Origin of the sequence: Streptomyces fodineus (assembly GCF_001735805.1) — a bacterium.
Taxonomy (GTDB): Bacteria; Actinomycetota; Actinomycetes; order Streptomycetales; family Streptomycetaceae; genus Streptomyces; species Streptomyces fodineus.
In genome coordinates, this window is sequence record NZ_CP017248.1 from 734,971 (window position 1) to 754,695 (window position 19,725).

General features: G+C 73.1%; 16 protein-coding genes. 9 read left to right on the forward strand and 7 right to left on the reverse strand.

What is annotated here, in order from left to right:
- The first annotated feature begins 102 nt into the window (after window positions 1-102).
- Window positions 103-1,467 carry an FAD-dependent oxidoreductase gene (locus tag BFF78_RS03235; RefSeq protein ID WP_069776858.1) on the forward strand — a complete coding sequence of 455 codons (1,365 nt, stop codon included), beginning with the start codon at window positions 103-105 and terminating at the stop codon, window positions 1,465-1,467.
- A 127-nt stretch (window positions 1,468-1,594) separates the two neighbouring features.
- On the opposite strand, the gene BFF78_RS03240 is transcribed toward BFF78_RS03235, so the two are convergent.
- Window positions 1,595-2,596, reverse strand: a complete 1,002-nt coding sequence (locus tag BFF78_RS03240; protein WP_069776859.1) for a hypothetical protein — start codon at window positions 2,594-2,596, stop codon at window positions 1,595-1,597.
- Window positions 2,593-2,988, reverse strand: a complete 396-nt coding sequence (locus BFF78_RS03245) for a PadR family transcriptional regulator (RefSeq protein WP_069776860.1) — start codon at window positions 2,986-2,988, stop codon at window positions 2,593-2,595. The genes BFF78_RS03240 and BFF78_RS03245 overlap by 4 nt, the downstream gene beginning before the upstream one ends.
- Before the next feature lie 386 nt (window positions 2,989-3,374).
- Between BFF78_RS03245 and BFF78_RS03250 the strand changes: the two genes are divergently transcribed.
- The 6 genes from BFF78_RS03250 (at window position 3,375) to BFF78_RS03275 (ending at window position 12,574) form a co-directional block, all read left to right on the forward strand.
- Window positions 3,375-4,619: a DEAD/DEAH box helicase gene (locus tag BFF78_RS03250; protein WP_069776861.1), complete on the forward strand. Its 1,245-nt coding sequence runs from the start codon at window positions 3,375-3,377 to the stop codon at window positions 4,617-4,619.
- A gap of 21 nt (window positions 4,620-4,640) precedes the next feature.
- Window positions 4,641-4,928 carry a DUF1232 domain-containing protein gene (locus tag BFF78_RS03255; RefSeq protein WP_069776862.1) on the forward strand — a complete coding sequence of 96 codons (288 nt, stop codon included), beginning with the start codon at window positions 4,641-4,643 and terminating at the stop codon, window positions 4,926-4,928.
- A 29-nt stretch (window positions 4,929-4,957) separates the two neighbouring features.
- A complete protein-coding gene (locus tag BFF78_RS03260; protein WP_069776863.1) occupies window positions 4,958-5,686 on the forward strand; it encodes a 2-phosphosulfolactate phosphatase in 729 nt (242 codons plus the stop codon).
- Between the two features lie 180 nt (window positions 5,687-5,866).
- Window positions 5,867-8,377 carry a SpoIIE family protein phosphatase gene (locus BFF78_RS03265; protein WP_069776864.1) on the forward strand — a complete coding sequence of 837 codons (2,511 nt, stop codon included), beginning with the start codon at window positions 5,867-5,869 and terminating at the stop codon, window positions 8,375-8,377.
- An 83-nt stretch (window positions 8,378-8,460) separates the two neighbouring features.
- Window positions 8,461-11,199: a SpoIIE family protein phosphatase gene (locus tag BFF78_RS03270; protein ID WP_079161125.1), complete on the forward strand. Its 2,739-nt coding sequence runs from the start codon at window positions 8,461-8,463 to the stop codon at window positions 11,197-11,199.
- A gap of 55 nt (window positions 11,200-11,254) precedes the next feature.
- Window positions 11,255-12,574, forward strand: coding sequence for a hypothetical protein (locus BFF78_RS03275; RefSeq protein WP_193433400.1), 1,320 nt, complete (start codon window positions 11,255-11,257; stop codon window positions 12,572-12,574).
- Between the two features lie 13 nt (window positions 12,575-12,587).
- Here BFF78_RS03275 and BFF78_RS03280 read toward each other — a convergent pair whose 3' ends face one another.
- A complete protein-coding gene (locus tag BFF78_RS03280; RefSeq protein ID WP_069776867.1) occupies window positions 12,588-12,821 on the reverse strand; it encodes a hypothetical protein in 234 nt (77 codons plus the stop codon).
- Window positions 12,822-12,908: 87 nt separating this feature from the next.
- Window positions 12,909-14,756, reverse strand: coding sequence for a glycoside hydrolase family 15 protein (locus BFF78_RS03285; protein WP_069776868.1), 1,848 nt, complete (start codon window positions 14,754-14,756; stop codon window positions 12,909-12,911).
- Between the two features lie 153 nt (window positions 14,757-14,909).
- Between BFF78_RS03285 and BFF78_RS03290 the strand changes: the two genes are divergently transcribed.
- Window positions 14,910-15,116 carry a hypothetical protein gene (locus BFF78_RS03290; protein ID WP_069776869.1) on the forward strand — a complete coding sequence of 69 codons (207 nt, stop codon included), beginning with the start codon at window positions 14,910-14,912 and terminating at the stop codon, window positions 15,114-15,116.
- Between the two features lie 121 nt (window positions 15,117-15,237).
- On the opposite strand, the gene BFF78_RS03295 is transcribed toward BFF78_RS03290, so the two are convergent.
- Window positions 15,238-16,371: a molybdopterin-dependent oxidoreductase gene (locus BFF78_RS03295; protein ID WP_069776870.1), complete on the reverse strand. Its 1,134-nt coding sequence runs from the start codon at window positions 16,369-16,371 to the stop codon at window positions 15,238-15,240.
- 151 nt (window positions 16,372-16,522) lie between these two features.
- On the opposite strand from BFF78_RS03295, the gene sthA reads away from it, so the two are divergent.
- Window positions 16,523-17,908: a Si-specific NAD(P)(+) transhydrogenase gene (sthA, locus tag BFF78_RS03300; RefSeq protein WP_418346743.1), complete on the forward strand. Its 1,386-nt coding sequence runs from the start codon at window positions 16,523-16,525 to the stop codon at window positions 17,906-17,908.
- A gap of 48 nt (window positions 17,909-17,956) precedes the next feature.
- On the opposite strand, the gene BFF78_RS03305 is transcribed toward sthA, so the two are convergent.
- Together BFF78_RS03305 and nicT are read right to left on the reverse strand one after the other, a co-directional pair.
- Window positions 17,957-18,433, reverse strand: a complete 477-nt coding sequence (locus BFF78_RS03305; RefSeq protein WP_069776872.1) for a DUF5709 domain-containing protein — start codon at window positions 18,431-18,433, stop codon at window positions 17,957-17,959.
- An 84-nt stretch (window positions 18,434-18,517) separates the two neighbouring features.
- A complete protein-coding gene (nicT, locus tag BFF78_RS03310; RefSeq protein ID WP_193433401.1) occupies window positions 18,518-19,669 on the reverse strand; it encodes a Nickel transporter NicT in 1,152 nt (383 codons plus the stop codon).
- Window positions 19,670-19,725 lie beyond the last annotated feature (56 nt).

Genomic DNA, 19,725 nt, shown 5'->3' on the forward strand with positions numbered 1-19,725 from the left:
CCGCTTATGGGGTCATAGACCGGACCCGCGTACCAACTTAGGTCTGCCTTAGTTTAGGCTTCCCGATCGAGTCGTCCATTCACGCTCGAAGGGAACCTGATCATGCCGCGCCCCCTGCGGGTAGCCATCGTCGGAGCCGGCCCCGCCGGGATCTACGCCGCCGACGCCCTGCTCAAGTCCGAGGTGGCCGCCGGCCCCGGCGTGTCCATCGACCTCTTCGAGCGGATGCCCGCCCCGTTCGGCCTGATCCGGTACGGCGTCGCCCCCGACCACCCGCGCATCAAGGGCATCATCACCGCCCTGCACCAGGTGCTCGACAAGCCGCAGATACGGCTGTTCGGCAACGTCGACTACCCCACCGACATCAGCCTGGACGATCTGCGTGCCTTCTACGACGCGGTGATCTTCTCCACCGGCGCGATGGCCGACCGCGACCTGCCGATCCCCGGCATCGACCTGGACGGCTCCTACGGCGCCGCCGACTTCGTCTCCTGGTACGACGGCCACCCGGACGTGCCGCGCACCTGGCCGCTCGAGGCCGAGAAGGTCGCCGTACTGGGCGTCGGCAACGTCGCCCTCGACGTGGCCCGCATCCTCGCCAAGACCGCGGACGAACTGCTGCCGACCGAGATCCCGGCGAACGTCTACGACGGCCTGCAGGCCAACAAGGCGCTGGAGATCCACGTGTTCGGGCGGCGCGGACCCGCGCAGGCGAAGTTCTCCCCGATGGAACTGCGGGAGCTGGACCACTCCCCCAACATCGAGGTCATCGTCGACCCCGAGGACATCGACTACGACGAGGGCTCGATCGAGACCCGGCGCGGCAACAAGCAGGCCGACATGGTCGCCAAGACCCTGGAGAACTGGGCGATCCGCGATGCCGGCGACCGGCCGCACAAGTTGTTCCTGCACTTCTTCGAGTCCCCCGCGGAGATCCTCGGCGAGGACGGCAAGGTCGTCGGCCTGCGCACCGAGCGCACTGCCCTCGACGGCACCGGCAACGTCAAGGGCACCGGCGAGTTCAAGGACTGGGACGTCACGGCGGTCTACCGCGCAGTCGGCTACCTCTCCGAGAAGCTGCCCAAGCTGCCCTGGGACCTCGGCTCGGGCACCGTCCCGGACGAGGGCGGCCGGGTCATCGAGGAGGGCGGCACCCCTGTGCAGTCCACGTACGTCACCGGCTGGATCCGGCGCGGCCCCATCGGTCTGATCGGCCACACCAAGGGCGATGCCAACGAGACCGTCGCCAACCTGCTGGACGACCATGCGAACGGCCGTCTGCACACCCCGGCCTCGCCCGAGCCGGAGGCCGTGGACGCCTTCCTCGCCGAGCGCGAGGTCCGCTTCACCACCTGGGAGGGCTGGTACAAGCTCGACGCCGCCGAGCGCGCCCTGGGCGAGCCGCAGGGCCGCGAGCGCGTGAAGATCGTCGAACGCGAGGACATGCTGCGGGAGAGCGGGGCGTAAGCCCGCGACCCCCTGAGGTTCAAAGGGGCCGGCGCTTCGGCGCCGGCCCCTCGTTCGTTTCAGGCCGGGGCGGGAGCAGAAGGCGGACGAACGGGCCGTACACAGGCCCTCCAGGCCCCGGAGCGCCTCAGCGTGCCGCGAGCTCCCGGCGGCCGGCCACCGTCAGGGCCACGGTCAGCAGGGCGAGCACGGCCGTCTGGGCGAGGCCGCCGCCGATGTACGACGCGGCGTAGGGCAGCCGGAGCCACGGGTACAGGGCGGCGATCCGTACGGCCAGCAGGAGCAGGCCGAGCACGGCGAGGGCGAGGGCGAGGGCGGGTGCGACCCGGTCCGTGCGGCGGGCGCGCCACAGCAGCCAGCCGAGGGCACCGACGACGAAGCCGTTGGCGGGTCCCCACACGAGGTCGGAGGCGGCGGGCAGCAGCACCTGGGACGCGCCCGTCACCACACAGGTCGCCATGAAGACCAGACCCGGCGTGCCGGCGGGCAGCCGGGCCGGTGGCGCGTCGCGGTGGTGGGCGGCGCACAGCGCGAGGGCGGGCAGCCAGGCGAGAAGCGCCAGGGTCACGATGAAGGCCGGCTCCGAGATGACCGCCTCCCCGGTAAGCGGGCGCAGCAGCGGCCACAGGGCGGGCAGCGCGGCCACCAGGACGCCGATCCGGGCCAGGCGGCGGCGGTCGTGCAGGAGGGCGAAGTAGGCGACCGTCCAGCCGAGCGGCAGGATCCACTGGGCGGCGGCGACCACTGCGGCGATGAGGCCGTGGTCGCTGAATTCCGAGAGGAACAGCTGCCGTTGCGCACCGCCCCGGGTGAACGACCAGGTCAGCTGAAGGACCGGCTCGACGACGGCGGAGGCCGCCAGGAGCAGTACGGCGGCCAGCGCGAAGAGCCGGGCGACCGACCCGAGCAGGACATAGGGACGCGGGGCGCCTGCGGCGCCGAGGCGGCTGCGCACCGCCAGCGCGGCGATGCTCGCGACCTCGCCGAGTGTCGGCCGGCTCTGGTCCTGTGTGTCGCGGTCGAGGTCCCCCAGGTACGTCTCGACCATCTCCTCCTCCCTCTCGCGCCGGTAGTAGGCGGGCAGCAGGCGCAGAACGGTGCGGTAGCGGGCCTCCAGCAGGGTGGTCATGCGTAGCCTCCCGCGAGTCCGGGTGCGGTGGGGGGTCCGAGTCCGGCCGGGCCCGCGGCGGCGGGGCGGGCGGGGGCGCCGGTCCCGCGGCCCTCGGCGATGCGCCGCTTGGCCGCCCCGGCCCCTGCGGCCATCCGCTCGGCCTCGGCCTCCAGGGCCGTCACTCCGTCGTCGGTGAGCCGGTAGTAGCGGCGCAGCCGGCCCTGCTGGACCTCTTCGCGGTCCAGCACGATCAGGCCGTCCGCGGTGAGCCGGTCCAGCACTCCGTACAGCGTGCCGACCCGCAACTGGATCTCTCCCGCGGACAGTTCCTCCACCTCCCGCAGGATGCCGTAACCATGCCGAGGCTGGTCGGCGAGCGCCGTCAGGACGAAGAACGCCTGCCGGGTCATGCTCTTCGCTGTCATACGGACAGGATATATCGCGGCCCGATATATATCGAGCGGTCGCGCAGAATCGGTCTGGCCTCAGTCACCAAGCCGCTCGCCAGCGCCCCACGCGCGCGTGCGCGGTGAGCCGCGGAGAACGGGGTCCGCCCCTGAGCGGATGGGTGGGCGGACCCCGTTCGCCGGACCATTCTGGGTGCCGTACGAAGGCCCGACCACGTGTGAACCAGGGCCACCCGACGCGCGCCCCGTGCGCCCCGGGTGTACGGCGCGCATCCCGTGTGCGGGGCGCGCAGGCTTCGCGACGCGCCGCCTCCCGGCCCCCGAGGACGGGATGTCCGGGCGAGCGGCGATACTGGAGCGTGCACCGGCCCCCATCAGCAGATTGGCCCATGTCGAACTCCGCCGCCGACCGCGCCACCTTCCCGCAGACCCTCTGGGCGACCCGCGGCCGCCACACCGGCCCCGCCCCCGAGGAAGTCGTCCGACGCACACTGCGCCTGCACAAGGAGAACGGGGACATCGACGACTTCGCCGAACCCCCCGTCCCCGAGGACGCGGCCCGGCGGGTCTTCGAGGCCCGCTGGCGGGCCGGCGCCACGGTCACCGTGCGGGCCCGGCTCACCCTCCTGGCGCGCGAGGACCGCCCGCAGGGGCACGAGTGGCGGCTCGTCGCGGAGGCGGAGCGCGCCTGGGACGAGACCTGGCCCTCGCCCGCGACGCTGTTCTGGCCCGAGGACGACGCGGGCGAGGACGGCTCCTGGGACCGGCACGCCACGGTCGCCGGGCTGAGCTTGCGGCAGGTCAACGCGCTGCCCGCGGACGACAAGGAGATGCGGCGCAGGCTGCGGGACGCGGCGCGCGAGGCGTGGTGCGTCAACGTCGTCGTGCACGAGGCGATGACCCCGGACGAGCAGGGCCGGCTGCCGTTGGCCCGGCTGCTGCCGCCCGGCCTCAGGCACCGCGTGGTGGAGCACCGGGCCGCGCCGCACCAGTTCCGTGCCGTCAACTGGGCGCTGAAGGTCCTCGGCGTCGAGGTGCCGCGCGGCGGTGCGGTGCTGCTGCCCCCGGACCCGGCCCCGAAGGGCTGCGACGGCGGGGAGCACAGTGTGCGCAGCGTCTTCCTGGACGGTTCCGAGCCGGCCGCGCTCGTCACGGCCCTGCGGCACTTCGTCGCCCTGCCCCGTCCGCTGCCGCGGGAGATCGAGGAGGCGCTGGCCGACCTCAGGGACAACTGGACGCTGCTGACCCTGCGGGAGGAGCTGGAGCGGGAACGGCGGCTGGCCGCCCGGTACGCCGAGGCACTGGAGGCGATGACCAAGTCCCGCGACCTGTACAAGCAGGCCGCCGAGCAGGCCCTGGAGGCCCTGGCCGCCTACCGTGACGTCCCCGCTCCCCCGCCCGCCCTGCCACAGCAGCGGCCCGCGTCCCGGACGCCGGGCGCACTGCAGCAGCTGTCCCGGACCTTCGAGCGGCTGAGATTCACGGCCCAGGGCCGGCGAGAGCAGGCCCCCACTCCGCAGGACCCGGCGCAGTCCTCGGCGAACGGCGCACCGGAGGACACGTCGGCGCCCGCCGAGCCCGAGGCGGGGGGCGGCGGAGCGCAGGCCGCCGACGGCGCGGACCGGTCGTCGTAGCGCAGCCCGGAAGGCAGCCGGATGGACTCCACCACCACCCTGCTGGTGATCGGCGCCGTCGTCGCGGCGGCGCTGCTCGCGGTCGCCCTGGGCCTGCTGGTGCGGCTGGTGCGCGCCCGGCGCACGCTGCTGCGGGCGGGGCTGCCGACGGGCCCGCGCTGGGTGTTCTGGGGCGCGGTCGCCTATCTGCTGCTTCCGACCGACCTGCTGCCCGACCCCGTGTACCTGGACGACATCGCCGTCCTGCTGCTGGCGCTGCGCAGCCTGCGTGCCGCACGGGCGCTGCCGCCGGATCCGATCGAGCGCTGAACGGCCGCCGCAGACGGCACCATGGAGCGATGCGGACCGAGTTCACCGGCATACCCGATGTCCCGGCGGCGCCGGACGTGGCCGTGGTCGTCGACGTCATGCGCGCGTTCACCGTGGCCGCGTGGGCGTTTTGGCGCGGTGCCGAGCGGATCGTCTTCGCCGGTACGCAGCGGGAGGCCCTGGACCTGAAGGCCCGTCATCCGGGCTGGCTCGCCTTCCAGGACGGTGCGCCGGTGCCCGGATTCGATCTGGCCAACTCGCCCGCCCGGCTGCGGTCGCTGGACGTTCGGGGCCGTACGGTCGTGCAGAAGACCACCGCCGGGACGGCCGGGGCGCTGGCCGTGGCGGACGCCGGGCTGCTGCTGTGCGCGAGCTTCGTGGTGGCGGGTGCGACCGCCGAGGTGCTGCGGCGGGCCCGGCCGGAGCGGGTGACCTTCGTCGTCACCGGGGACGGCGGCCGGGCCGAGGAGGATCTCGCCTGCGCCCAGTACATCGCGGACCGCGTCCACACGGGCGACACCGATCCGGCGCCGTACCTCGAACGCGCCCGGCGCTCCGAGGCCGCCGGGCGTCTCTGCGAGGGTGTGCGGCGCGGCTGGGCCGGTGTCCATCCCGAGGATGTGGCCATGTGTCTGAAGGCGGACACCTTCCCGTTCGCCATGGCGGCCGCCCGGGTGGACGGCCACCTGGAGCTGCGCCCGGTGGACGGCGGGCGCCCGGAGCCGGGCGGCGCGCGGGCGACACGCCCGGCCGGCTGAGTCTCGCGAGCGCAGGGGCAGCGGAATCGGTCTCCGGGATCGGCTCGGGACGGTGCCGGCACCGTAAGGAGATGACCCGCGCATCCCGGTTCCCCACCTCCTCCCAGGTGCGTCGCAAGCCCCTCCGGGCGCATTCTTGCTGTGTCATCACCCGAAGGCGCATGGGACGAGGTAGGGGCGATGGCTGGAAGCGGTGGCGAGCATCGGGTCCGTACGCGGGCCCGGCTCGCCGCGCTGCTGGCCGACACCTCGACCGGCGCGCTCGGTGCGGCCGGCGGCCGGGTGGCGGGCGTGTATCTGCGGTCCGGCACCCCCGGCCTGCTGCGCCTCGCGGTGCTGGCGGGGCTGCCCGGTCCGCTGTTCCGGCCCTGGTGGCGGCTGCATGTCGACCGCCCCTTCCCCGTCGCCGACGCCTACCGCCTCGGCATACCGGTGGTGCTGGCGAACGCCGCCGAGACGGTACGCCGGTATCCGCAGTTCGCGGCGGGCCTGCCCTTCCCGTTCGGGTCGGTGCACGTGCCGGTGCCGGGCGGCAGCGAGCCGCTGGGGGTGCTGACGGTGCTGCGCCCGGCGGTGTCGGACACCGTGGACGAGCTGCTGGACCGGGAGCTGCTGACCAGGCTGGCCGAAGGGCTGGGCGCCGAGCTGCTCGCGCTCGCCGACGGCGACCCCGGCGCGGTCCTCTGGGACGGCGAGCCGCTGTGCATACGGCCACCCGCGCGCCGGCCCGCGCGGGCCGCCGTGGCGTGGTTCGGCTGGGACCCCGTGACCTGCGAGGTGCGCGCGGACGACCGGCTGTACACCCTGCTCGGGCTGGGCCCCGGCGGCTTCGACGGGACGGACACGGCGCTCGCGGAAGCCGTGGCCCCCTACGAGGCACACCTGATCCTGGCCGCGCTGCGCGCCACCGCCGCCGGCAAGCCGCCGTCGGCGCCGCTGCGCCTGCGGGCGCGGGACGGCACACCGCGGCAACTGGACATGTGGCCGGCCGCCGAGGACCGGGGCGGCGAGTGGGTCGTCGGGGTGGTGTTCGATCCGGGTCCCTCCGCCTCCGCCGACGGCGCGGCCGATCTGCTGCCGCAGGGCGTGCTCTGCCTGGACCGGCTGGGGCTGATCGTGTACGTCAACGAGGCGGCGGCCCGGCTCACCGGCCGGGAGCGGGAGCGGCTGCTCGGGCGTCCGCTGTGGGAGGCGCTGCCGTGGCTGACGGGGCCGTCGTACGACGACCATCTGCGCGGCGCCCTGCTGGCCCCGGATCCGGTGCACTTCCATGTGCGCCGGCCGGCCGGCGAGCGGGTCGAGCCCGGTGCGGGCGACTGGCTCGCCGTGTCGGTGCATCCCGGCGAGGACCTGCTGACCTGCACACTCGTCCCGGCCAGCCGCGTGGACACGCCGGTCGAGCCGGTCGTGGAGGCGCACGTCGTGGAGGACACGGCGGCGGCCGGTCAGTCGCTGGCGCCCGTGTACCGGCCGATCGCCCTGGCGATCGCGCTGACGGACGCGGTGACCGCCGAGCAGGTGTCGGCGGTGGTGGTGCGGGAACTGCTGCCCGCGTTCGGCGGCCGGCGCCTCGCCATCTATCTGCTCCAGGAGCGGCATCTGTATCTCGCCTGGGAGACCGGCTTCCCGCAGGGGTTCCTGGGCCCGTTCGAGGGGGTCGGCCTCGATGCGCACCTGCCCGGTGTGGAGTGCCTGACGACCGGCCGGCCGCTGTTCTTCGAGTCGATGCAGCAGATGGCGGCCGCGTATCCGGGCATGCCGCTGGACGCCGACGAGGGCGCGCGGGCCTTCCTGCCGCTGATCGCCTCCGGCCGGCCGGTCGGCTCGTGCATCCTCGGCTTCGACGGCTCGCGCGGATTCAGTACCGAGGAGCGGACCGTCCTCACCGCGCTCGCCGGGCTGATCGCGCACGCCATGGAGCGGGCGCGGCGCTACGACAGCGAGGCGGCGCTCGCCCGCGGCCTGCAGCAGGCGCTGCTGCCCCGCCGGCTGTCGGCGCATCCGCAGGTGGAGACCGCGGGCCGGTATCTGCCGGGCACCCAGGGCATGGACGTGGGCGGTGACTGGTACGACGTGGTCGAGGCGGGGGACGGGCTGGCGCTGGTGATCGGTGATGTGCAGGGGCACGGGGTGCAGGCTGCGGCCACCATGGGGCAGCTGCGCAGCGCCGTGCGGGCGTTCGCGCTGGGCGACCGGCCGCCCGACGAGGTGATGAGCGGCACCAACCACCTGCTGATCGACCTCGACCCCGGTCAGTTCGCCAGCTGCTGCTATCTGCGGCTGGACCCCACGACAGGGCGTGCCCGGGTCGCCCGGGCGGGGCATCCGCCGCCGCTGCTGCGCTGCCCCGAGGGGCGGACCCGGCTGCTGGACGTCCCCGGCGGTGTCGTCCTCGGGGTGGATCCGCAGGCCCGGTACCCGGTGGCCGAGCTGCTGCTGGAGCCGGACGCGATCCTCGCCCTGTACACGGACGGGCTGGTGGAGCGGCCGGGCGCGGACATCGACGACGGTATCGAGGCCCTGCGGCTGGCGCTCGCCAGGGCCGGGGCCGCCGCCGGGCGCCGGGGCGGGCGGTCGCTGGCCGGGGTCGCGGACCGGCTCACGGCCACCGCCCGGCATGCCACCGACCGCCCCGACGACGTGGCGCTGCTGCTCGCCGCCCGCCGCTCGACCCCGGTACGCCACCCGTGACCGGGCCGCGCCGCTCCGATCGGGGGCCGTCACCTCGCACGACGGTCTCGCCGGACGGGGCCGGGCAGTGTAGACATGGGCACATGGTGCGACTGCCCGGCCGGCCTGGGACCCGGCCGCCCCGACCTTTCGGGCCCCCGCGTGCCGCGCAGGGCCCACGACCGCAGGGCTCGGGCACGAACGGCGGCAGGCCCGGGGTGCTGCGGTCGGCGGTGACCGGGCGCAGCGTCGCCGGACAGGTGTTCATCCTGCAAGTGGTGATCGTGCTGCTGCTGATCGTCGCCGCGGTGGTGGCGCAGGTGCTGCAGGTGCGGCACGACACGGACCGGGAGGCCGAGAACCGTTCCCTGGCCGTCGCCGAGACGTTCGCTCACTCGCCCGGCATCGCCGCCGCGCTGCGCTTGCCCGACCCCACCGCCGTGTTGCAGCCGCGTGCGGAGGCGGCCCGCAAGGCGACCGGCGTGGACTTCATCGTCGTGATGAACACCGACGGCATCCGCTATACGCACCCCAATCCCGACCGCATCGGCAAGAAGTTCGTCGGCACGATCGCCCCGGCGGTGGCCGGGGGCACGGTCACCGAGCACGTCAGCGGCACGATAGGGCCGCTGGTGCAGGTCGTGGTGCCGGTGCAGGACGCGGGCGGCAAGGTGGTGGGCCTGGTGTCCGCCGGGATCACCACGACGCACGTGGGCGGGGCCGCCGCCCAGCAGCTGCCGCTGCTGCTCGCGGCGGCAGCGGTGGCGCTCGCGCTGGCCACCGCGGGCACGGCCCTGGTCAGCAGACGGCTGCTGCGCCAGACGCACGGCCTCGGACCGTACGAGATGACCCGCATGTACGAGCACCACGACGCGGTGCTGCACGCGGTCCGGGAGGGTGTGCTGATCGTCGGCGACGGCGGCCGGCTGCTGCTGGCCAACGACGAGGCGCACCGGCTGCTGGACCTGCCCGAGGACGCCGAGCAGCGCACCGTGCTGGAGCTGGGCCTGGACGACGAGACGGCGGCACTGCTGGCCTCGGGCCGGGTGGCGACGGACGAGGTGCACCTGGTCGGGGACCGGCTGGTGGCGATCAACCAGCGCCCCACCGATCTGCGCGGCGGCCCGGCCGGCAGCGTCACCACGCTGCGCGACTCCACCGAGCTGCGCGCCCTGTCCGGCCGTGCGGAGGTGGCGCGCGAGCGGCTGAACATGCTGTACGACGCAGGGGTGGGCATCGGCACCAGCCTGGACGTGAGCCGTACCGCGGAGGAACTGGCGAAACTCGTGGTGCCCCGGTTCGCGGACTTCGCGACCGTGGACCTGTTCGACGCGGTCCTGCACGGCGAGGAGCCGAGGCCGGGCACCGCGCTGCGCCGCGCCGCCTGCGCCGGCACCCGCGAGGACTGCCCGCTGTACCCGGTGGGCGAGCGGATCCGGTTCGTGGCGACCTCGCCGCAGGCGCGCAGCCTGACCACCGGGCAGTCGGTGCTGGTGCCCCGGCTGCGTGACGCGCCCGGCTGGCGCGCGCAGGACCTGGAGCGCACCGACCAGGTCCTGGCGTTCGGCATCCATTCGCTGATCACCGTGCCGCTGAGGGCGGGCAGCCTGGTGCTGGGGGTGGCGAACTTCTGGCGTTCGGAGAAGCCGCAGCCGTTCGACGCCGAGGAGCTGACCCTCGCCGACGAGCTGGTCGCGCGGGCGGCGGTGTCCATCGACAACGCCCGCCGGTACACGCGCGAGCACAGCATGGCGGTCACCCTGCAGCGCAGTCTGCTGCCGCGCTCGCTGCCCGAGCAGGGCGCGCTGGAGATCGCCTACCGGTATCTGCCGGCGCAGGCCGGGGTGGGCGGCGACTGGTTCGACGTGCTGCCGCTGTCCGGAGCCCGGGTGGCGCTGGTGGTGGGGGACGTGGTGGGGCACGGGCTGCATGCCGCGGCCACCATGGGCCGGCTGCGCACGGCGGTGCACAACTTCTCCGCGCTGGACCTGCCGCCCGACGAGCTCCTCGGCCTGCTGGACGAGCTGGTGGGCCGGATCGACCAGCAGGAGACCGCCGCGGACGGCGCCGCGGCGATCACCGGCGCGACCTGTCTGTACGCGGTGTACGACCCGGTGGCGCGGGTCTGCACCGTGGCCCGGGCCGGCCATCCGCCGCCCGCGCTGGTGCACTCCGACGGCCGGGTGGAGTTCCCGGAGGTGCCCGCCGGGCCGCCGCTGGGGCTGGGCGGGCTGCCGTTCGAGACGGCCGAGCTGGAGCTGGCTCAGGACAGCCGACTGGTGCTGTACACCGACGGGCTGGTGGAGGACCGCGAGCGGGACATCGACGCGGGCCTGGATATGCTGAGCGACGCCCTGCGCGGGACGCCGGGCGCCTCGCCGGAGGAGACCTGCCGCGCGGTGCTGGACCACCTGCCGGGCCGGCCGAGCGACGACGTCGCGCTGATCGTCGCCCGCACGCGGGTGCTGGGCCCCGACCGGGTCGCCGAGTGGCAGGTGCCGTCCGACCCGGCGGCGGTGTCCGAGGTGCGGGCCGCGGTGACCCGGCAGCTCGCCGACTGGAACCTGGAGGAGCTGGACTTCACGACGGAGCTGATCCTGAGCGAGCTGGTCACCAACGCCATCCGCTACGGCCGTGGCCCGATCGGCGTACGGCTGCTGCGCGACCGCACCCTGATCTGCGAGGTCTCCGACCGCAGCACGACCTCGCCGCATCTGCGGTACGCGGCGAGCACCGACGAGGGCGGCCGGGGCCTGTTCCTGGTGGCGCAGCTCGCCGAGCGGTGGGGCACCCGGTACACCCCCAACGGCAAGATCATCTGGGCGGAGCAGCCGCTGCCGTAGACCTTAGCCGGAATTGTGTTGAGGACACGTCACCCGGCGGGTGATGATCTCCGGCATGTTCTCGCGCAGGAATCGCCGCCCGAAGTCCCCCGAGCTCCTCAAGGCCTGGGAGTCGCTGGACTCCCGTGATGTGCCGGGCGCGCTGCGGCAGTTGCGGGCGGCGGGCGAGGAGCAGCCGCTCGCCGAGGTGGCCCTGGTGGTACGCCGGGCCGCCGGGGCAGCGGGTTTCGACGATCTCGCCGAGGCCGCCGCCGCCCTCGCCGCAGCGCCCGAACGTCCCAAGGCCCTTTATGACTTCGGGTACGCGTGCGTCGAACGCGGCGTGTCGTATCTGGCGGTTCCCGCGCTGCGCGAGGCGCTGCGCCGCGGCGACGGTTCCCTCGTCGTGCTGCGGGAGCTGGTGTCGGCATACGAGGACGAGGGCCGCCACCGCGAGGCGGTCACCGAACTCACCCGGTACGAGGGCGAGTTGCGGGACTGGCCGGACGGCTATCTGCTGGTGTTCAACGCCGTCCTCGCGGGCGACCTGGAGCTGGCCCGGCGCCGGCACGCACGGCTGTCCGATCCGGAGGACACGCAGTGGCAGCCGGCGCGGGAGAGGCAGAACCGGGTCCTGGATCGCGCGGCCGAGGCCGAGCGGGCGTCCTCGCTCGACCCGACCGATCTGCGCGGCTGGCAGTACGTGATCGCCGGCACGGTCCTCGGCACCCTGTCGCCGTACGGCTTCGACGCGGGCATGCACGGCCGCTACGCCTGGCTGCAGGACACCCCGGACGGCTGTCTGCGCGGTCTGCTACGGCTGCGTACCCTGCTGGAGGCGACCGGGGTGCGGCCCCGGTCGGTGTCACTGCTGCCGGACCGGGACTCGCGGATCCTCGGGCTCGCCGCGGCCGCGGTGCTGGGCCTGCCGGCCGAGCCGTTCGCGCCCGGCCGCACGGACACGGTGGTCGTGGCCTACGACCTCGACGGTGTGGCGGCGCACGACGACGGCCCGGAGATCCTCGGGCAGCTCTTCGAGCGCGTGCCCGGGCAGGTGCTGCACGAGCACGCGAGCTGCTGGACGGACCCGCCCGCCATCACCGCGGACAGCGTCGGTCTGCTGCACCAGTCGGTGGTGCCGCCCTGGGGCGCGCAGCTGCGCCAGGGCGCGGACGGCGGCGTCGAGCCGGGCCCGGCGGACGACCGCCCGGAGGCCGAGATCGCCGCCGAGGTGACGGCGGCCGACCCGAGCGCCGACCCGGGGGACGGCGAGGGCCCCGCGGACGACGACGCGCGGTTCGCGGCGTTCGCCGGGGTCGTCAGCGGCACCTGGCTGCGCGGCGACCGGGCGCGGGTGCGCTCCGCCGGGCCCGTCCCCAGTTCCCGGTTCGCCTGAGCGGCGGAGGCGGTCAGGCGCTCAATCGCGAGCGCAGCAGCTGCTTCCCCATCTCGGCGCCCTTGCGGCTGTCGGCCTGTGCCTTGTGGAACAGGTCCACCAGTTCGTTGTCGTGGTCCCGTTCGGCGTCCTGGATGTACGTTTCCAGGCGCAGGGCGTTGTCCAGGCACGCCTCGACGTACCAGATCAGGTCGTAGTTCTTGTCGCGCGTGCCGGTGACGCCGCCGGTCTCGCTGGTGCTGGTCATCCGGGGTCTCCTCCTTCTGTCGACCCTGCGTCGTTCTCAACAGGCTTCCGGGTACCCGTGCGACCTGCGGACACACGCCCTGTCGGGTCAGCCGAGGGCGCGGTCGAGGTTGAAGGCCGCGCTGATCAGCGCCAGATGCGTGAAGGCCTGCGGGAAGTTGCCCTGTTGCTCGCCGGTGCGGCCGATCTCCTCGGCGTACAGGCCGAGGTGGTTGGCGTAGGTGAGCATCTTCTCGAAGGCCAGCCGGGCCTCGTCGAGCCTCCCGGCCCGCACCAGGGCCTCGACGTACCAGAAGGAGCAGATGGAGAAGGTGCCCTCGTCGCCGCGCAGTCCGTCGGGGCTGGCCTGGGGGTCGTAGCGGTAGACCAGGGAGTCGGAGACCAGGTCCTCGGTGAGGGCGTCCAGGGTGGACAGCCACTTGGGGTCGGTGGGCGCGACGAACTTGCCGAGCGGCATCATCAGCAGGGAGGCGTCCAGGACGTCACCGCCCTCGTACTGCACGAAGGCGCCGCGCCGCACGGACCAGCCGCGGTCCATGATCCGCCGGTAGATCGCGTCGCGGGCCTGCCGCCAGCGGGGCAGGTCGGCGGGCAGTCCGCGCCGGTTGGCGAGGCGGATGGCGCGCTCGATCGCGATCCAGCACATCAGACGCGAGTACGTGAAGTTCTTGCGGCCACCCCGGGTCTCCCACACGCCCTCGTCGGGCTGGTCCCAGTGCGCGCACACCCAGTCGACCAGCTGGCATACGTCGTCCCACTGGTCGCTGGAGATCGGCTGGGCCCATTTGTCGTAGAGGTAGATCGAGTCGATCAGGGCGCCGTAGATGTCGAGCTGGAGCTGGTCGGCGGCGGCGTTGCCGACCCGGACCGGGGCGGAGCCCAGGTGGCCCTCCAGGTGCGGCAGCACCCGTTCGGGCAGGTCGGTGCGGCCGTCGATGCCGTACATGATCTGCAGCGGCGCGCTCCCGTCGGCGTCGCTGGGGCTGACGTGCGTGGTCAGGAAGCGCATGAACGCCTCGGCTTCACCGGCGAAGCCGAGCCGCAGCAGCGCGTAGACGGCGAAGGCGGCATCGCGCACCCACACATACCGGTAGTCCCAGTTGCGCTCCCCGCCGAGCTGCTCGGGCAGGCTGGTGGTGGGGGCGGCGACGATGGCGCCGGTGGGGGCGTAGGTGAGCAGCTTCAGGGTGAGGGCGGAGCGGTGCACCATCTCGCGCCAGCGGCCCCGGTAGCGGGACTGGTGCAGCCAGCGCCGCCAGTAGGCGACGGTGGCGTTGAACTCGTGCTCGGCCTCGGCGTGGGCGCAGCCGCGCGGGGCCACCGCGTCGCCCACCTGGTCGAGGGCGAACACCGCCGTCTCGCCCTCGCCGAGCTTGAAGTCGCCGCGCGCGTCCCGCTCGTCGCACTCCAGGTCGACCGTGGAGGTCAGCGACAGGGACCGTTCGACGGACTCGAAGACGAGGGTGGCGCCGGCGCTGCGCAGGGTGTGCGGGGCGGCGCCGTAGTCGAACCGCGGGGCGACCAGCACTCGGAAGGGCACCGTGCCGCGGACGCAGACCACGCGCCGGATGAGCCGGTGCCGGCCCTCCTCGCCCGCGCCGGCCGCGCTGTCCGAGGTCACCGGCATGAAGTCCTGCACCTCGCCGACGCCGTCCTCGGTGAAGAACCGGGTGATCAGCACGTTGGTGTCGGGGAAGTAGAACTGCTTGGTACGCGCGGGTACGGCGGCGGCCAGCTCGAACCTGCCGCCGCGCTCGGCGTCGAGGATGGCCGCGAAGACGCTGGGGGCGTCGAAGGACGGACAGCAGTACCAGTCGATCGTGCCGTTCGTGCCGACCAGTGCCACACTGCGCAGGTCGCCGATGAGCCCGTGCTCGGCGATCGGCAGATAGCGGGAGCTGGGGCGGGCGTCCTCGGGAAACGGGGTCTCGGCCATCGTCGGCCTCCCGGTGAGCGGTGCGGGATGTTTTCCAGCTTAGGAGCGAGTGCTCTCCGGTGGCGTGGGAAGGCGCTGCGGGGAATGGTGAGAGTGTGCCCCGTTCGGCGGCACCGGCACGGATGCGGTCATCCGGACCGAGGAGGAGGCATCATGTCGACAACCACACCCGACGAGTCCCGGTCGTCCGAAGACCACTGCACCCCGGACGCCCTGCTCCACTCCGCTCCCTCCAGGGATGTCACCCCGGAGGACCTGGTGCTGGCGGCGGGCAGGGACGTCACACCGAAGAATCTCGACTGGGCACGCCGCAAGATGGAGAAGGAGGGCCCGACAGCCATCGAGAGGCTGCTGCCGTAGGGCGGTCCGGGGAAACCAGGGGCTCCGATTTCGAACGGGGGCAGGGGAGCCGGCCCAAAGGGGCGCGGGGAACCGCGCGATCGAGCACGGACCACCCGCGCCCGCCGGACGGCGTCAAGCCTTACGGCCAACAGGCGTCGGCGACACACACCACCCGCACGAAGCACACCGCGTTGTTGGCGAGGCCACCGCGGTTCCAGTGCTGATCAAGCGGCTGGACATGTCCGTCGGCGTCGCTCGCCCGGGTGCCCACCGCGTGCTCCCCGGGCGTCGCGGTCCAGGTGTGATGCCAGGCCCGCCAAGCCCACCGGTGCCCGTCCACGACCGGGTCGAGCACAGCCGGCTCCCAATGCGCCCCGCCGTCCGTACTGACCTCCACCGAGGAAACGGGCGCCTGCCCGGACCACGCGCGGCCGGAAAGCCTCACCGGTCCCGGCCGCACCACCCGCGTCCGGGACATGAAGTCGGGAAAGCCGGGCGGCACCAGCAGGGCGCGCGGCGCGATCCGTGTGACCGGCTCGCCCTCCTCGTCGGGGGTGCGCCGGATCCGGTAGGCGACCGACTGCTGGAAGCCCGTGAACGGTACGTCGCCGACGGTGACCGAGCGCAGCCACTTCACCTGGGCCATGCCGTACCAGCCGGGCACGATCAGGCGCAGGGGCCGGCCGTGCTGCGGCGGCAGCGGCGCGCCGTTCATGGCGGTGGCGACCAGCACCTGCGGGTCGTCGCCGGTGGCCACGGACAGGGGCAGGGCGCGCTGGTAGTCCTGCTCGACACCGCGCTCCACCCCGTGGTCGGCGCCGGTGAAGACGACGTCCACGGCCGCCGGGTCCGCGCCCGCCTCGGCGAGCAGCCGCCGGAGCGGTACGCCGGTCCAGTCGGCGGTGCCGACCGCCTCCACCAGCCAGGGCTGGCTGACCGGCCGGGGTGTGAGCAGGGCCCGGCCGTTGCCCGCGCACTCCAGCGTGACCCGGGTGGTGACCTGCGGGAACGACAGCAGATCGGCGAGGGACAGGTCGAGCGGGGTGCGCACGTGTCCGTCGACGGTCAGCCGCCAGGCACCGGCGTCCGGCACGTACGGGATGTCGTAGTGCGTGAGGACGTAGTGCAGTCCGGGCGGGGTGACGTCGTGCCGCAGGGCCTCCAGGGGCAGACCGTGGTTGCGGGTGGCGAGCGCGAGTTCGTCGGCGCCGATCCCCTCGTCGGGACCGGCCAGCCGGGCGGGGGCGCTCAGGTCACCGGGTCGCTGACCCATGGCGTCATTGTCCTCCCGGGACACGGGCGCGGCGAGGACAGCGGAGGACGACCGCAACTCCCGGGCGGCTCGGCGGATTTCGACGGCGATCTCTTCCGGAGCGGGCCGCGGGCCTGACAGACTCCCGAGGGTGCCCGACTTCGATTTCGACATGCTCGTCATAGGATCCGGTCCCGGCGGTCAGAAGGCCGCCATCGCCGCGGCCAAGCTGGGCCGCCGGGTGGCCGTCGTCGACCGCCCCGACATGCTCGGCGGGGTCTCCCTGCACACCGGGACCATCCCCTCCAAGACCTTGCGCGAGGCCGTGCTGTATCTGACCGGCCTCACCCAGCGCGATCTGTACGGGCAGAGCTACCGGCTGAAGGACGACATCACCGTCGCCGACCTGACCGCACGCACCCAGCATGTGGTCGGCCGCGAGGTGGACGTCGTCCGCAGCCAGCTCACCCGCAACCAGGTGACCGTGTACTCCGGCACGGCCCGCTTCGCCGACCCGCACACCATCGCGCTGTCCGAGCTCTCCGGCCGGGAACGGCGCCTGAGCGCCGGGCACATCGTCATCGCCACCGGCACCAGGCCGGCCCGCCCGGACACGGTCGAGTTCGACGGGCGGACGATCATGGACTCCGACAACGTGCTCTCGCTGGAGCGGGTGCCGCGTTCCATGGTGATCGTCGGCGCGGGCGTCATCGGCATGGAGTACGCCTCCATGTTCGCCGCGCTGGGCAGCAAGGTGACCGTGGTGGAGAAGCGTCCCGGGATGCTGGACCTGTGTGATGTCGAGATCGTGGAGTCGCTCAAGTACCACCTACGCGATCTGGCCGTCACCTTCCGCTTCGGCGAGACCGTCGCCGCCGTCGAACGCCATCCGCGGGGCACGCTCACCGTGCTGGAGAGCGGCAAGAAGATCCCCGCGGACACGGTGATGTACTCGGCCGGCCGGCAGGGCCTCACCGACGAACTCGACCTGGGCAGGGCCGGGCTGGCGGCGGACGCACGGGGCCGGATCGCGGTGGACGAGCACTACCGCACCGAGGTGCCGCACATCTACGCCGTCGGTGACGTCATCGGCTTCCCCGCCCTCGCGGCGACCTCGATGGAGCAGGGCCGTGCGGCCGCGTACCACGCGTGCGGGGAGCCGGCCGAGCGGATGCACCATCTGCAGCCGATCGGGATCTACACCATCCCCGAGATCAGTTTCGTCGGGCGGACCGAGGACCAGCTGACCGAGGACCGGGTGCCGTTCGAGGTGGGCGTGGCCCGGTACCGGGAGCTGGCCCGCGGGCAGATCATCGGGGACTCGCACGGCATGCTGAAGCTGCTGGTCTCCGCTGTGGACCGCACGCTGCTCGGGGTGCACTGCTTCGGGTCGGGCGCGACGGAGCTGATTCACATCGGGCAGTCGGTGATGGGGTGCGGGGGGACCGTCGACTATCTGGTCAACGCGGTCTTCAACTATCCGACGCTTGCCGAGTCGTACAAGGTGGCTGCGCTGGATGCGACGAACCGGCTCCGCCAGGTGGACCGGTTGGGGTAGCGCCGTCCCGGTTGCTGTTCCGATGCCGGGTGCTGGACGGTCCGAGGCTCAGGTTTCTTCCTCCACCACGTGTACCGCCGCCTCCTCCGCTCCCGCCGCTCCCCCGTCGATACCGACGTCCCGGGCCACCTCCTCCTTGACGGTGTCGGGGTGCGCGCCCTCGTCCGGGGCGACCAGACGGCCCGCCCGGGTTTCCCCCACCTCGGGATCGAGCGGCTCGCCCTCGCCGCCGGGGAGGTCGCCGATGCCGTCGCCCGACGGTGCGGTCACGTCGGGGGTTTCCTGGCCGAGGCGTTCGTCCAGGGTCTCGCCCGCGTGCTGTTCGGCGGCGGTGGTGCCGTGCCTGGTCGTGGCCAAGGGGCGTTCGGGCGGGGAGTAGCCCTCGTCGAGGACGTCGTCGTAGGTGCGCTCGTCGACCGCGTCCTGGAGGTCCAGGGGACCTGCGTCCTCCTGTTCCTCGTTGGTCCCGGTGGGCTGGTAGGCGTCGTCCGCCATCGGGGTCTGCTCGGACTCCTGGTCGCTCATGGTCGCCTCCTGCTGCGCTCGCGGGCGGTCCAGGTCCGCGTTTCCCGCAGCCGGGCGGCTAACCCCCCGAGGCCCGCGATCAGGTCAGTCGGCGGACTGTTCGGCGAGGCCGGCCGTCCACTTCTCCTCGATGCGGCCCGCCTTCCACACCAGCAGGGCGATCGCCCAGGTGGCGAAGAACAGGCCGACGATGACGAAGCCGACGGTGTTGAGGTCGAGGCCGGAGATCCAGTCCCAGAAGGCGCCGTGCAGGTCGAGCTTGTCGGCGAGGAGGCCGAGGAGCTCGACCGTGCCGATGATGAGGGCGACGGCAACGGACAGACCGGTGATGGTGAGGTTGTAGTAGACCTTGCGGACCGGCTTGGAGAACGCCCACTCGTAGGCGAAGTTCATGAACGAGCCGTCGATGGTGTCCAGCAGCGACATCCCGGCCGCGAAGAGCACCGGCAGGCACAGGATGGCGTACCAGGGCAGGCCGGAGGCGGCGCCGGAACCGGCGAGGACCAGCAGCGCGATCTCCGTCGCGGTGTCGAAGCCGAGGCCGAACAGCAGGCCCAGCGGGTACATCTGCCACGGCTTGCTGATGGTACCGGTGACCCGGCCGAGCAGGCGGTTCATGAAGCCGCGGTTGTTCAGCTGCGTCTCCAGGGCGGCCTCGTCGTAGGCGCCGGAGCGCATCTGCCGGAAGACCTTCCAGATGCCGGCGAGGATGACGAGGTTGATGCCGGCGATCAGGTAGAGGAACGTTCCGGAGACCGTCGTACCGATCAGGCCCGTCACCTCGTGCAGATGCGAGTTGTCGTCGCGGACCGGTCCGGCCAGGGTCTTCATGCCGAGCGAAAGCAGCAGGGAGAGGCCGAAGACGATGCTGGAGTGGCCGAGGGAGAACCAGAAGCCCACCGACAGCGGGCGCTGCCCCTGGCCCATCAGCTTGCGGGTGGTGTTGTCGATGGCCGCGATGTGGTCGGCGTCGAAGGCGTGCCGCATGCCGAGGGTGTAGGCGGTGACGCCGATGCCGATACCGAAGGATTGGGTGCCGACGCTGAAGTGCTGGGGGGCGATGATGCCGACCAGCGTGCCCCAGCCGATGATGTGCAGGGCGAGCACGAAGGCGGCCATCCCGCCGACCCTGATCCACTCCTGCCGCGTCATGGAGCCCCGGAGACGGTGCCAGGCCGAACGCTTGGCGTCGGCCTGGACGGGGAGGGACGGAGCGGATTCGGGGGCGGCCGTCATCGGGAGGGTCATCCTTCGGTGGTGCGGGTACGGCTGCACAGCACAGCCTTGCGCTA